General features: G+C 41.2%; 14 protein-coding genes and 1 tRNA gene. 12 read left to right on the forward strand and 3 right to left on the reverse strand.

The window, feature by feature from the left end; genetic code table 11:
• The first annotated feature begins 1 nt into the window (after window position 1).
• The 3 genes from tyrS to FD725_RS27250 all read left to right on the forward strand — a co-directional run bounded on the left by tyrS (window position 2) and on the right by FD725_RS27250 (window position 2693).
• A complete protein-coding gene (tyrS, locus tag FD725_RS27240) occupies window positions 2–1198 on the forward strand; it encodes a tyrosine--tRNA ligase (RefSeq protein WP_179051724.1) in 1197 nt (398 codons plus the stop codon).
• 110 nt (window positions 1199–1308) lie between these two features.
• Window positions 1309–2025 (forward strand): orotidine-5'-phosphate decarboxylase, encoded by a 717-nt coding sequence (gene pyrF, locus FD725_RS27245; RefSeq protein WP_179051008.1) that lies wholly within the window; start codon window positions 1309–1311, stop codon window positions 2023–2025.
• Window positions 2022–2693 (forward strand): hypothetical protein, encoded by a 672-nt coding sequence (locus FD725_RS27250; RefSeq protein ID WP_306296887.1) that lies wholly within the window; start codon window positions 2022–2024, stop codon window positions 2691–2693. The genes pyrF and FD725_RS27250 overlap by 4 nt, the downstream gene beginning before the upstream one ends.
• Before the next feature lie 257 nt (window positions 2694–2950).
• Here the strand turns inward: FD725_RS27250 and FD725_RS27255 are convergent.
• Window positions 2951–3034 (reverse strand) — tRNA-Leu (locus FD725_RS27255).
• Between the two features lie 72 nt (window positions 3035–3106).
• Complete coding sequence (locus tag FD725_RS27260; RefSeq protein ID WP_179051009.1) at window positions 3107–4210, reverse strand: alpha-hydroxy acid oxidase; 1104 nt, start codon at window positions 4208–4210, stop codon at window positions 3107–3109.
• 319 nt (window positions 4211–4529) lie between these two features.
• On the opposite strand from FD725_RS27260, the gene FD725_RS27265 reads away from it, so the two are divergent.
• Window positions 4530–4823, forward strand: coding sequence for a type II toxin-antitoxin system HigB family toxin (locus FD725_RS27265; protein ID WP_179051010.1), 294 nt, complete (start codon window positions 4530–4532; stop codon window positions 4821–4823).
• Between the two features lie 10 nt (window positions 4824–4833).
• Complete coding sequence (locus tag FD725_RS27270; RefSeq protein WP_179051011.1) at window positions 4834–5214, forward strand: type II toxin-antitoxin system HigA family antitoxin; 381 nt, start codon at window positions 4834–4836, stop codon at window positions 5212–5214.
• A 141-nt stretch (window positions 5215–5355) separates the two neighbouring features.
• On the opposite strand, the gene FD725_RS27275 is transcribed toward FD725_RS27270, so the two are convergent.
• On the reverse strand, window positions 5356–6816 hold the full coding sequence (locus tag FD725_RS27275) for an aminotransferase class I/II-fold pyridoxal phosphate-dependent enzyme (RefSeq protein WP_179051012.1): 1461 nt from the start codon (window positions 6814–6816) through the stop codon (window positions 5356–5358).
• Window positions 6817–6984: 168 nt separating this feature from the next.
• Between FD725_RS27275 and FD725_RS27280 the strand changes: the two genes are divergently transcribed.
• The 7 genes from FD725_RS27280 (at window position 6985) to hisS (ending at window position 14035) form a co-directional block, all read left to right on the forward strand.
• Window positions 6985–7170: a hypothetical protein gene (locus FD725_RS27280; RefSeq protein WP_179051013.1), complete on the forward strand. Its 186-nt coding sequence runs from the start codon at window positions 6985–6987 to the stop codon at window positions 7168–7170.
• 25 nt (window positions 7171–7195) lie between these two features.
• Window positions 7196–8287, forward strand: a complete 1092-nt coding sequence (ychF, locus tag FD725_RS27285) for a redox-regulated ATPase YchF (RefSeq protein WP_179051014.1) — start codon at window positions 7196–7198, stop codon at window positions 8285–8287.
• Window positions 8288–8434: 147 nt separating this feature from the next.
• Entirely contained in the window at window positions 8435–9238 is an 804-nt protein-coding gene (locus tag FD725_RS27290; RefSeq protein ID WP_179051015.1) for a Uma2 family endonuclease, read from the forward strand.
• Window positions 9239–9351: 113 nt separating this feature from the next.
• Window positions 9352–10470: a glutamate--cysteine ligase gene (locus FD725_RS27295; protein WP_179051016.1), complete on the forward strand. Its 1119-nt coding sequence runs from the start codon at window positions 9352–9354 to the stop codon at window positions 10468–10470.
• A 217-nt stretch (window positions 10471–10687) separates the two neighbouring features.
• Complete coding sequence (aroA, locus tag FD725_RS27300) at window positions 10688–11968, forward strand: 3-phosphoshikimate 1-carboxyvinyltransferase (RefSeq protein WP_179051017.1); 1281 nt, start codon at window positions 10688–10690, stop codon at window positions 11966–11968.
• Window positions 11969–12079: 111 nt separating this feature from the next.
• Entirely contained in the window at window positions 12080–12526 is a 447-nt protein-coding gene (locus FD725_RS27305; protein ID WP_179051018.1) for a DUF3598 family protein, read from the forward strand.
• Window positions 12527–12640: 114 nt separating this feature from the next.
• Complete coding sequence (hisS, locus tag FD725_RS27310; RefSeq protein ID WP_179051019.1) at window positions 12641–14035, forward strand: histidine--tRNA ligase; 1395 nt, start codon at window positions 12641–12643, stop codon at window positions 14033–14035.
• The last annotated feature ends 297 nt before the right edge of the window (window positions 14036–14332 follow it).

The raw sequence follows: 14332 nt of genomic DNA on the forward strand, positions 1-14332 counted from the left end.
TATGGCGGAAAATTTTTCTTGGCTGCATCGTGGGATTACAGAAATTTTCCCACAACCAACACAAGCCGAAACTGATATTGAGAGTCTAGAGAAACGCCTAGCAACTACAAATCGGCCTCTCCGGGTCAAGTATGGCATTGATCCCACAGGAGCTGATATTCATCTTGGTCATAGCATACCAATGCGTAAACTGCGAGGGTTTCAAGATGCTGGTCATACGGCGGTGTTAATTATTGGTGATTTTACAGCTCGCATTGGCGATCCGACAGGTAAATCTGAAGTGCGTCGTCAATTGACAGAGGCAGATGTTCAGCAAAATGCTCAGACTTACCTTGACCAAGTGCGTCCTATTTTGGATTTTGACACACCAGGGAGGTTAGAGGTGCGTTATAACTCAGAATGGCTTTCCCGACTTGATTTAGGAAAAATTATTGAGTTACTCGCTACCATGACGGTGGGGCAGATGTTAGCTAAAGAGGGATTTGCCGATCGCTATAAGAAAGAGAATCCAATTTTCCTCCATGAGTTCCTCTATCCTTTAATGCAGGGCTATGATTCTGTGGCGATTGAGGCAGATGTAGAACTGGGGGGAACTGATCAAAAGTTTAACATTGCTGTGGGTCGAGATTTGCAGCGTCATTTCGGTCAAAAGCCTCAGTTTGGAGTGCTTTTACCAATTTTAATTGGCACTGATGGGGTACAAAAGATGTCCAAGTCTTTGGGCAATTATGTAAGTTTAGCAGAACATCCCGGTCAAAAATATCAAAAGTTGCAAGGTGTTCCCGATAACCTGCTGAGAGAATATTTTGAATTATTGACAGATTTACCTATCGACAAGCTACCCGAAAATCCCCGCGATCGCCAGATGCTTTTAGCTTGGGAAGTCGTTAAACAATACCACGGTGAACAAGCAGCCAATGAGGCGAAAGAAGCTGCCCAAAGTGGCGGTAAAGAAGGCGCAGTTCCAGAATTTTCTTTGGCTAGTGTGACTCAATTCCCCGTAAAGCTAGCTTATTTACTCAATGCCACTGGTTTGTGTAAAAGTACTGGCGAAGGGAAGCGCAAAATCCAAGAAGGTGGGGTACGCTTAGATGGCGATCGCATCACCGATGTCGATGCCACTTTCTCAAATCCTGGTGAATTAGATGGACGAGTTTTGCAAGTCGGGAAAAATAAGTTCGTCCGTTTAGTATCTTAAATAGGGAGTGCTGAGTGCTGAGTGAGGGAGTGGGGGACAAGGGGATAATAACGAATGACCAATGACTATTGACTATTGACCAATGACTATTGACTATTGACTATTGACCAATGACTACTAACAAAATAATTGTGGCTTTAGATGTGGCGGATGAGGAAAGTGCGATCGCTCTGATTGACAAACTAGAGTCGGTGACTTTCTGGAAGGTTGGTTTGGAATTATTTACTAGTTCCGGGCCAAGTATTCTCAAAATACTCAAATCTCGGCAAAAGCGCATCTTTCTAGATTTGAAGTTTCACGATATCCCGAATACGGTGGCTGGTGCTTGTCGGGCGGCGGCTGGTTATGGGGTAGATTTGCTGACAATTCATGCTACATCTGGTCGAGATGCCCTAAAAGCTGCCCAGCAGGCGGTACAAGAGGGGGCTACACAAGCAGGAGTAGAACCACCTAAATTGATTGCTGTGACGCTGCTGACGAGCATTTCTGCTAGACAGTTGGCGTTTGACTTGAAAATTCCTCTAGAGTTGCCAGAATATGCGCTACAAATGGCACTGATGGCGCAAGAGGTGGGGTTAGATGGGGCTGTATGTTCACCCCAGGAAGTAGCACAGTTGCGACAAATTTGTGGGGACGATTTTGTGCTAGTTTGTCCAGGTGTCAGACCAACATGGGCAGAATCGGGAGATCAAAAGCGATCGCTAACTCCTGCTCAAGCCATCCAATCTGGGGCAGATTATCTAGTTATAGGTCGTCCAATTACTGCTGCTGCTGCACCTGAGTTAGCCTGGAAACGGATTGTTCAAGAGTTAACCACGGTGTTATGAACACAAAAATTAGAAGGCGGGGGTGCAGGGGTGCAGGGGTGCAGGGGAGTAGAGGACAAGAAAATAATTCTTTCTCCCGATCGTTCACTCCCTTTTATCTAGCTAGTATCTTTTGGTTGATGGCATTAAATAGCTTTCACAACACAGCATTTTCTCAAAGTCCTTCCCCTACTACCTCTTTACCAAATCAGGGGGGAGTAAAATTTATTTGTCCTGAACAAAATTTAGAATTACTAACTACTCGCCTGCTGCGTGATTTACCTAGCTATAGCAATCGTGCTAGTCAACGCGCCCGCCGTCTTCGCCGAAGTAGTGATATTTATAGTTATATGCTGGTAGCTGGAAAACCTGAATTTCAGCCTTTACCTCTCAATCTTGATAGTTCCGAGATAGAAAGACAAAAAAGTGCTGGTTCTGAAGTTCAACAGGTTTTTTTTACAACTTTAGCCAGACAGTATCTGGACGGTAAAGTTTTAGAATTACAAGAATTCCATTGGTTATTGTTGACAAAAACTCAGAGGGGATGGGATTTGGTGATGATGTTTACTCAAACTGGTGCTTATCCGCAAAAACAGCCGCCATCACCACCACGAGATAGCAGTAACGGTATAGTCGCTCAAGGAATTAAAACCTGGTTGCGAGATTGTCAAACAGGAAATGTCCGTTAATTTTCTTCAATTCCACAACATGACACAAAAAAACAGGGAAGACAAACTTGTCTTCCCCATTTTGATTATTTTTGTTATTCTTTTTGTTGTCTGGCTGATTAGCTTCTTTTAGCTTCTGCCGTAACATTTGTCTTTGTTTCTTTAGCTGTCTTTTTCTTGCAGAGCCGCCTCTACCTTTGTCGTTTCTCCCTTCTTTGCGGGGAGACTCCCATCTTTTTAGTCTCATCGCTTCCTTTTTTGTTTACTTGATTTGGCAATGGGCAGGAGGAGAATCGAACTCCTATGACCGCAAGGTCGCCACATTTTGAGTGTGGTGCGTCTACCAGTTTCGCCACCCGCCCTTGGTAGGCAACTTTGCTATTATAGTACAAGAATTTAATTGAGTGCAAGTGTATAGATGAAAAATTTTTGACTCAATGTTGTAACTGAAGGAAGGTAGCATCAATATCTTGTAATTGAGGACAGCCACTCAGCGCCATTGCTACGTTTAACTCATCTCTTAACAGAGAAATGACGTGAGAGACACCAGTTTGTCCCCCTACGGCTAGTCCCCACAAAATAGGCCTGCCAATTAAGACTGCTTTAGCGCCTATAGCTAAAGCTTTGAAGATATCTGTACCGCGACGGATACCGCCATCTAGCAGTACCTCAACTCTACCATCAACGGCGGTGACTATTTCCGCTAGGGCATTGAGTGAGGCGATCGCCCCATCTAGTTGTCTGCCACCATGATTGGAAACTACAATGGCTTTAGCTCCAGATTCCACAGCCCGTACAGCATCATCGCCCCGGAGAATCCCTTTAATTACTAATGGTAAGGGTGATAAAGACTGCAACCATGCCAAATCTTCCCAAGTCACGGCTGGATTAAGTTGTTGAGAAAAGTATGTAAACAATCCTGATTCCCCTTTTTCATGGTATATTTCCAACCCAGGGGTAGTTGACAGATTAGCGAGTTGTAAGTTTTGGGGTAAGGCGAACTCATTGCGTCTATCTCGTTCTCGTTGTCCCAGTACAGGAGCATCGACAGTTAAACATAAAGCTTGATAACCTGCTGCATTAGCTCTTTCTACCAACGAACGAGTTAAACCTTTGTCTTTATGGATGTAAAGTTGGAACCATTGTAAGGAAGTAGGAAATTTACTCCCTACCTCTGCTACTTCTTCTAAACTCTTGGTAGACATTGTACTCAACACCATACCCACACCGGATAAAGCCGCCGCCATTGCTGTTGCTAGTTCTCCCTCTGGGTGCGCCAGACATTGAAACGCCATTGGTGCAATGAGTAAGGGCAGTTGCAAAGGTTTTCCCAAAACGGAGGTACTGAGGTTAATGTGACTCACATCTACTAGCATCCGGGGACGCAGTTTAATTTGTTCAAAAGCAACACGATTATCCCGTAGTGTGATTTCATCCCAAGCACCACTGGTGTAGTAGTCAAAAGCCATTTTAGATAGATTAGCTCTGGCTAATTGTTCATACTCAAAAAGGTTGATAGGATGAGGTACATCTGTCATGATGACGCTTTTGAGTTAACTAATGAGTTGTTTGATCGAACTAAACTGATAATAAACTAAATAAATGTCAAAATCTCAGTATCTCTGATTTCTCAAGAAATCTATCTCATACACATCTCCGACAATGAATGTAGAGACGTTGCAGTGCAGTGTCTTTACAAAGATTTCGGACTTGACAGTATTCTGTTTAGACGGCTTCTTGGTTGAAATATAAGAGAATGTTTTAAAAGAGAGAAATTTTAGTTGATACAAATTTAACTTTAATTAGCCTTAATTAGCCCGTTTTATAAACTTATTGGAGGACTATTATCATCCTGGTATGCGAATCATTGCCCGCAGTACTTTAAGGCAATTTTGGGAAATACATCCCGATGCCGAGCAGCCCTTGAAAGCTTGGTATGATGAAGCATCTCGTGCAGAATGGAATAGTCCAATAGATATTAAAAGTACTTATCGCAACGCTAGTATCATCGCTAATAATCGTGTTGTTTTTAATATCAAAGGCAATGATTACCGCTTAATTGTTCACGTTCGTTACGACATTAAAATTATTTTTATCCGCTTTGCAGGAACGCATTCTGAATACGATAACGTAGACACGACAACAATTTGAGGTAACTTATATGCTCAAACTCCATCCCATCCGAACCGAAGCTGATTATCGTACTGCACTTGATGAAATTGAAAGATTATTTGATGCAGAACCTAATACACTGGAGTGCGATTTGTTAGAAGTTTTAACAACTTTGGTGGAAGCATACGAACAGCGACATTATCCAATTGAAGCACCAGACCCAGTTGAAGCAATTTTATATTATCTCGAATCTCGTGGGCTATCTTGGCAGGATTTAGAATCTGTGATTGGAAGCCGTGGAGAGGTTGAGGAGGTTTTGAATCGCCAGCAACCACTAACACTAGAGATGATTCGGCGTTTGCATTCTTCATTGGGAATTCCAGCTGAGGTGTTGATTCAACCATACTCTTTAATGAAAAATTCAGCTTAGTCTGCACTGTAAAAATGCTGAGAAATGCAGAATAAGATTTGGAATCATCTGTCTTAACGTTCAGATTTCAGTTGGTATTGATCTGAGATATATGAAAAACAACAATATAGCACTTACCAGTCTAATGAAGTACAGTAATTGTTATATTTTGACAATTTTTAAATTAGACAAATTAGTATCGTGACAACTAGTAATAAATCCTCCTAGTCTTTGGATGTGTTGCAAATATTCGATAGCAGATTTTGTAATCAGTTCTCCTGGCATTAAAATAGGAATTCCCGGTGGATAAGGACAGACTATTTCTGCACAAATCTGATTAATTGTCTGTTCTATTGGTAGTGTTTTATGATTAGCAAAAAATGCTTGGCGAGGAGAAACCATTAAAGCATACTCTAAATTATTATTGATTTTAATATCTACTAACTGGGAATTATTTAAGGGTTGTTTTGCCAAAATGTTGCATCCTTGGACTAGTTGCTCAATATCTGCAAAAGTATTACCCAAGCTAATAATAAATGTGAGATGTTGTAAGGTAGCAAATTCAGCCGTTACACCAAGTTGTTCGTCTAAAATTTCTTCGGCTGCAAATCCTGTTAAACCCAAACCAGCAACATTTACAGTTAACCGTGTTTGATCTAAATCTGTAAACCCTGGAGATATCTTGTCTGGTGAAAGTTGCAACACTGATAACCCAGGAATTTGGCTAATTTTCTCTCTAGCATCATTGGCAAGTTGTAAAGTCTGAGACATTAACTGTTCACCAGACAAAGCCATTTGTTGACGTGCTGCATCTAGGGAAGCTAAAAGTATATAACTGGGGCTGGTAGATTGTAAGAGTTGCAAAGCTCTGCTAACTTTATTAGCGTCTATTCTGTCACCTTGGATGTGTAACATTGATGCTTGTGTCATTGCTCCAAGTGTTTTATGGATAGACTGCACAGTTAAATCAGCACCCGCGACTAAAGCAGGGGTAGGTAATTGGCGATGAAAGGCAAAATGTGCGCCGTGAGCCTCATCTACCAGTAAAGGGATATTATATTCATGGGTAATTTGGGCGATCGCTCTTAAATCTCCACAAACACCGTAATATGTCGGGTAAACTGTCAACACCGCTTTTGCATCGGGATGTTGTTGTAAGGCAGTCTGCACAGCATCGGGTGTGATACTGTGGGCAATATCTAACACTGCGTCATATTCAGGGTTAATAAAAATCGGGATTGCACCAGAGAGAATTAAACCAGCGATCGCAGATGAATGCACATTTCGCGGCAAAATAATCTTATCCCCCTCCCCACAGGTAGCCAGAATTGCCGCCTCGACTCCACAAGTAGAACCATTGACAAGAAACCATGTTTGTGTAGCACCAAAAGCTGCTGCCGCTAGTTGTTGCGCCTCTTGAATCACGCCTTGGGGTGTAGATAAATTATCCAACTCTGCTAACTCTGTCAAATCAGCACTAAACACAGCCTTACCCAGCCAATCAGCCAAAGATGGCGCAATACCTTTCCCTCTCTTATGTCCAGGAGTATAAAAAGCCGCATGAGGACGTGCAGCACAAGCCTTAATGGCATCTAGTAAAGGTGTTTTGTTTTGATTGAACATTTTGAGTAAAAACAAAGAGACAATAACTAATGACCAATGACAAATGACTAATGACTAACAACCAATTTCCCGTTAAAATAACACTCCTGGGTATAGGTATTGAGGGAGATGTGAAAATTCTGGTTGTCATCTAGGTTGGGAAGGTCGAATAATTTATATAGAATTACCATGATTCGTCCCACCGCTATTTCTATCCCAGAACCACAAATTCCCAACCCTGAGCCAAATCCCTTACCCAGTCCTGAACCAACACCAGGGCCAACAATTCCGGAGCCTGTACCTGAACCTGTACCTGCTCCTATCCCTCAAACTGTACCTGCACCGATTCCCCAAACCATACCGGGGCCTGTTTAAATAAACTCAAAATCCCAAATCGAAAATGCTAAGAGCCGGAATTGTCGGACTTCCCAACGTCGGAAAATCTACTTTATTTAATGCTGTAGTTGCTAATGCCAAAGCAGAAGCAGCCAATTTCCCTTTCTGCACAATTGAACCAAATGTTGGTGTAGTTGCAGTACCAGATGAACGGTTAAATGTGCTGTCAACAATTTCCGGTTCGGCGCAAATTATCCCGGCCAGAGTTGAGTTTGTCGATATTGCCGGGTTAGTCAAAGGCGCAAGCCAAGGCGAAGGACTAGGTAATCAATTTCTGTCACATATCCGCGAAGTTGATGCGATCGTTCATGTGGTACGCTGTTTTGAGAATGATGATATTATTCACGTTGCTGGTTCGGTTGATCCGGCACGAGATATTGAAATCATCAGTATAGAACTTGGGTTAGCTGATTTATCTCAAATTGAACGGCGCATTGAACGTACTCGTAAGCAAGCTCGTACTAGCAAAGATGCACAATTTGAAATTACAGTGCTAGAAAAATTAGCTGCCGCTTTAAATGAAGGTAAATCAGTGCGGCAAGTAAGTTTAACTGAGGAAGAAGCAGCTATTATTAAAGGATTGGGGCTACTAACTAGTAAACCGATTATCTATGCTGCGAATGTTTCTGAAGATGACTTAGCTACAGGTAATGAATTTGTAGAAAAGGTAAGACAAGTTGCAGCCCAAGACAATGCTCAAGTTGTGATTGTTTCAGCGCAAGTGGAAGCTGAACTAGTAGAATTGCCAGAGGAAGATAAAGCCGATTTTCTAGCATCTTTAGGAGTTAAGGAAGGTGGGTTAAAGTCTCTAATCACTGCTACCTACACCTTATTAGGATTACGGACTTATTTCACCAGTGGCCCGAAAGAAACCCGCGCTTGGACGATTAATGCGGGAATGTCTGCACCCCAAGCCGCCGGTGTGATTCACTCTGATTTTGAACGGGGATTTATTCGCGCTGAAACCGTTGCTTACAATGATTTAGTCGCCAATGGTTCGATAAATGCAGCGAAAGAGAAAGGGTTGGTGCGTAGTGAAGGTAAAGAATATATTGTGCAAGAAGGAGATGTTATGTTGTTCCGATTTAATGTGTAAATAAATTAAGGGTGTTGGGAGAAAAATCGAGAAAGTTCTGCCCACACCCTGATTATTCAGGTCAAAGCCGCTTTGTAACTAGCTTATAAGCATGATTTCTAGTAACATATATATATTTGCTGCGGGCTACCCCACTCGTGAACAGCCATGTCAGAAACTACTTTTCCTGTACCTCTGATTGAAAATCCCCCCACGCAAGCAGAACTTCCCTATGATGATGGTGTGCCAATGGAGAGTGCTAGGCATAAAGCACAGATGGACTTGCTGATAGATGCCTTAATCCCTTGGTTGTCAAACAGGGAAGATGGGTTTGTCGGCGGCAATATGTTTGTTTACTACAGTCTGGCGCAGTTGCGAAATCAAGACTTTAGAGGGCCAGACTTTTTTGTCGTGTTGGGTGTCCCTCAAGGTGAGCGCAAAAGTTGGGTAGTTTGGGAAGAAGGAAAAGCACCGGATGTTGTGATTGAGCTACTTTCTGACAGTACAGCCAGCGTAGATAGAAATGAGAAAAAGCTGATTTATCAAAATCAAATGCGTGTACCAGAATATTTCTGGTATGATCCGTTTCACCCAGATGATTGGGCAGGTTTTTCTATTCAACAAAGAGTTTACCAACCCCTAGTTGTTAATAATCGCCAGCAATTAGTGAGTGAATCTTTGGGGTTAGCGTTGCAGCGTTGGCAGGGAAATTACAAAGGAATTGATGCGACGTGGTTGCGGTGGGCAACTTTGTCAGGGGAATTACTACCCACACCAGAAGAACAGGAACACCAACGAGCCGAACAGGAACGCCAGCGAGCCGAACAGGAACGCCAACGAGCCGACAAGGCTGAAGCGCAGTTTTTACAAACGGTGCAAAATTTACTGGCGGGTGGAATGACGGTAGAACAGGTAGCTAGTATTACAGGTATGGATGTATCAGCGATCGCATCTTTATCAACCATTCTTTGAAGTAAGGCGTTAAAGAAGCTTCACCAGAGCTTTCATTAATTCGCAATCAATAATTTTGCTGAGGTGTATTATAATTCTAAAGCAATATTGAGAATTTTTACTATTAAGTCTCTATGGTATTCTCATTTGGAATTGAGCATGAAGTCGCTTTTCTCAACCAAGAAGGAAAGTTTGCTGACTTTACTTGTACAAAATTTGCAGATTTCCATCAAATTGTGGAAAAATTACCTACATACCCCAACGACTATTTACAACTGCGTGTGGGTGATGCCGGTATTAGAACTAAAAGATGGTATATCGAAGGATTTGAAAGATTTGCTGATTCAGATGAGGTGATTGATTGTATCTCGAAAGGTATAGAAATTAGAACAACTATTCATTCTAGTATTCATAGTGCTATTCAAGAATTATTAGAAAGTTTTAATTTATTACACAAAGTTGCATCTGAATTTGGCTTTTCCCCCATCTTAACTAGTTTTAATCCTTATAAAATAAATTTTCAGCCAGAACCACCATTAAATGAGTATGAAATTCAACAACTACAAGCTTACCCTGATGAACTGACTGCTAATATTTATATGGTTTCATACGGGCCGGATTTGAATATTTCAGTTGCCGATTTACCTATAGAAAAGGCAATTGATATCGGCAAAAAATTGACTTATTACAGTCCTTATATTGTGCCTTTTAGTTATAGTTCGCCTTTTTATCAGGGAAGTTTATGGGAAGGTTTATCAGTCAGGACATTTATAAGAACAGGCAAAAGATCAGCAGCACTAGTATTCGTCTCAGAACCAGAGCAACTAATTAGCAGTGTGCCATCATTAACAAAAATGGCTCGATTGCCTGCTGAGATAGGACGAATTGAGTTTAAAGCCTTTGATAGTTGTGATGATTTTTCTCTTTATGCTTCTTTGTTAGCGTTATTAAAAGGTCTGATTTTAGATGAATCTCTCACAGGTAGAGCAATTGTACCTGATACCGATTTACATCAATTATCAGCAAAGTTTGGTTTTGCTAGTGCTGATATTCTTGCCAACGCTACCAAGATTTTACAAGCAGCCGAGATGGCACTAAAAGATGATCCAGATGTCGAATTGTTAGCACCATTAAAAGTGATGTTGACAACAGGAAAAACCATATCACATACACTAAGAGAATTATTTCACAAATTGGGATCAATAGAAGCAGTATTGAATCATACCTATGTAAAATATAGGAATTCGATTTGATTACTGAATCACTCGTAGAGGTAAGGGACTGGGGAGTGGGGACTGGGGACTGGGAAGAAAGAATAAAGGTGTACTGAGTTTTGTTCAATAATCAAATACTAGTCCTATATAGAAATATGCTTTGATTCCTGTATTTTAGATTGGGACTAGATCAACCAACCTGGATGATGTGGGAACATAGATAAGTTGTAGCTGACTTGATCAATGAGGTTTAATAGTGGACACCATCGCCATTCCCTCTCTAAACCGTCCGGTAGATGCGATAGTAGAGATTCCTGGTTCTAAAAGTATTACTAATCGGGCTTTGCTCGTTGCTGCTTTAGCCGAAGGTGATTCTGTTCTCGAAAATGCTTTATTTAGTGAAGATAGCGAGTATTTTGCTAAATGTGTAGAGCAACTAGGGATTCCCATTACTCTAAATTCTCAACTAGCTCAGATTCAAGTGGCTGGTAAGGGAGGGGAAATTCCTACTAAACAAGCAGATTTGTTTGTGGGTTTAGCGGGAACGGCTGCAAGATTTATTACAGCATTGGTGGCGTTAGGGGAAGGCGAGTATCGTTTGGACGGTGTACCTCGGATGCGAGAACGACCGATGGGGGATTTGGTAAACGTGCTACAAGCAAGTGGAGCTAGGGTTGACTTTGAGGGTAACCCAGGTTTTATGCCTTATACTATCTACGGTCAGCATTTTGCTGGCGGTCATATTCGCTTAAAAGCTAACCAAACTAGTCAGCAACTTTCAGCATTGTTGATGATCGCACCTTATGCCAAGCAGGATACAACTATCGAGGTTGAGGGTACACTAGTTTCTCAATCTTACGTGAAAATGACTTGTCGCCTCATGGCAGATTTTGGTGTAGAAGTCAACCAAACTGACGATAATCAATTTCATATTCGCGCAGGTCAGCGTTACCAAGCTAGAAACTATACTATAGAACCTGACGCTTCCAATGCTTCTTACTTTTTTGCGGCGGCGGCTGTCACTGGTGGACGAGTACGAGTTAACCATTTGACCAAACAATCTTGTCAGGGTGATATTCTTTGGTTAGATGTTTTAGAACGGATGGGTTGTCAAATTATAGAAGGTGAAAATTACACCGAAGTTGTAGGGCCAGAGCAATTACAAGGCATCGACGTGGATATGAATGATATGTCGGATTTAGTGCAAACATTGGGAGCGATCGCCCCTTTTGCTATTTCACCTGTTACCATTCGTAATGTCGAACATATTCGCTATAAAGAAACAGAACGCATTCACGCGGTTGTCACTGAATTACGTCGCTTAGGTGTCACAGTTGAAGAATTTACTGATGGCATGAAGATTCAACCTAGTCCAATTACCCCAGCAGCCATAGAAACCTATCACGATCATCGCATGGCTATGGCATTTGCTGTCACTGGTTTGAAAGTTCCGGGGATTGTGATTAACAACCCTGGTTGTACAGCTAAGACTTTTCCTGATTACTTTACTCGATTCTGGCAAATGATAGAGAATTAGTCAATAGTCAATAGTCATTGGTCATTGGTCATTAGTAAAACTCTTACTCATTACCCATTACCCATTACCCATTACCCATTACCCATTACTCAATTTATGAGGAATGATTTTATGTCTACAATTAGAGAAGAAATGCCTGTGCTTGCTCGTCATGAAGGTGATTGGGTGGGTACTTATACATTAATTGATACTGCTGGTAAAATCCTCGACCAGCATGAATCTCATTTAAGTTGTCAATTTCCTAAAAATGACGTTTATTCCTACTATCAAATTAATCGCTATAAGTGGGCTGATGGCAAGCAAGAAGAACATCAATTTCCGGGAAATTATCGGGATAAAATACTCTGGTTTGATACGGAACGAATTCAAGGTAAAGCTTGGGAAGTAGATGATTATACTGTGATTTTATGGTTTGCATATAAGACAGTACCAGCAATGTATTTATATGAAATGATTCAAATTAGTCCTGATAATAACTATCGCGCTCGTACTTGGCATTGGTTTAAAAATGATCAAATTTATCAACGTACTATAATTCAGGAGGAACGGTTAAGATAAGTAATTTTAAACGCAGAGGGGAGGGGAGGTAAGCGCAGAGGTAAGAGGAGGGTTATGTAGAGAGGGTTGGCGGTGGATTAAGGAGATGTTTTAGTAGTTTGACAAGGTATGGGTATGGCAAAAATTGATAAGATTAATTTCTCGACTCCTAGTGGATTTCCAGAATTTTTACCTAGTGAAAAGCGGTTGGAGTCATATTTATTAGATGTTATTCGGAAAGTTTATGAGAGTTATGGTTTTACACCAATTGAGACTCCAGCAGTTGAACGCTTAGAAGTTTTGCAAGCTAAGGGTAATCAAGGTGACAATATTATTTATGGAATTGAGCCGATATTACCGCCAAATCGTCAAGCCGAAAAGGATAAATCTGGTGAAACAGGTTCAGAAGCCAGGGCATTAAAGTTTGATCAAACTGTGCCTTTGGCTGCGTATATTGCCCGGCATTTAAATGAATTGAATTTTCCGTTTGCTCGTTATCAAATGGATATGGTTTTTCGCGGGGAAAGGGCAAAGGATGGTCGGTTTCGGCAGTTTCGTCAGTGTGATATTGATGTTGTCGGGCGGCGTGAACTCAGTTTAATATATGATGCTCAAATGCCTGCTATTATCACTGAAATATTTGATGCAATTAATATTGGTGATTTTTTGATACGCATTAATAATCGCAAAATTCTGACAGGTTTTTTTCAATCATTGGGAGTTGCTGAGAATCAAATTAAGTCTTGTATTGGGATTATTGATAATTTAGAAAAAATTGGTGAAGCTAAGGTCAAACAAGAGTTAGAAAAAGAGGGTATCTCAGCAGAACAAACACAAAAAGTGATTGATTTTATTAAAATTGATGGTGGCATAGACGATGTTTTAGATAAACTCAAGCATCTGTCACAAAACTTACCCGAAGCGGCACAGTTTAATCTGGGTGTGAGTGAGTTGGAAACAGTAGTCGCAGGTGTACGCAATTTAGGAGTTGCTGACAAGCGGTTTTGCATTGATTTATCAATTGCTCGTGGTTTAAATTACTATACTGGTACAGTTTACGAAACTACTCTCATCGGACACGAAGCTTTGGGTAGTATCTGTTCTGGTGGTAGGTATGAAGAATTAGTGGGAATGTTTTTAGGTGAGAAAATGCCTGGTGTGGGTATTTCCATCGGTTTAACTCGCTTAATTAGCAGATTACTAAAAGCAGGTATTCTCAACACTTTAGCTGCAACACCAGCACAAGTAATGGTGGTGAATATGCAAGATGATTTAATGCCAATTTATCTCCAGGTATCCCAAAATTTGCGTCAGGCGGGAATTAATGTAATCACTAACTTTGATAAACGTCCCTTGGGTAAACAATTTCAGTTAGCTGATAAACAAGGCATTCAATTTTGTGTAATTATTGGTGCAGATGAAGCCGCCGCACAAAAGTCATCACTCAAAGATTTGCAAACAGGTGAGCAAGTAGAAGTTCCACTCACAGATTTAGCTCAAGAGGTTAAACGTAGGCTGGTAAGTAAGTGATAGATAACTATTAGTAATCCGATTTGATTTCTGAATCACTTGTAGAGGTAAAGGACTGGGGAAGGTGGGGCCCCCTCTGGGGATAAGGGGTAATGGGGACTGGGGACTGGGAAGAAACCCACATTTCTCACAAGCGGTAGGGGCGGGTTTACAGAAATGATGAATGATTAACAATGATCTTAATGAACCCGCCCCTACAATCTTTGGACAAAGAGAAAACCTCAGTTTAATAAGTCGGGTGAGAAATCCGGGATCAAATACCAATGATTTTATTGGTTTTGTGGGCTGGGGATCAAA

The sequence above is a fragment of the Nostoc sp. TCL26-01 genome (genome assembly GCF_013393945.1).
In the GTDB taxonomy this organism is placed as follows: Bacteria; Cyanobacteriota; Cyanobacteriia; order Cyanobacteriales; family Nostocaceae; genus Trichormus.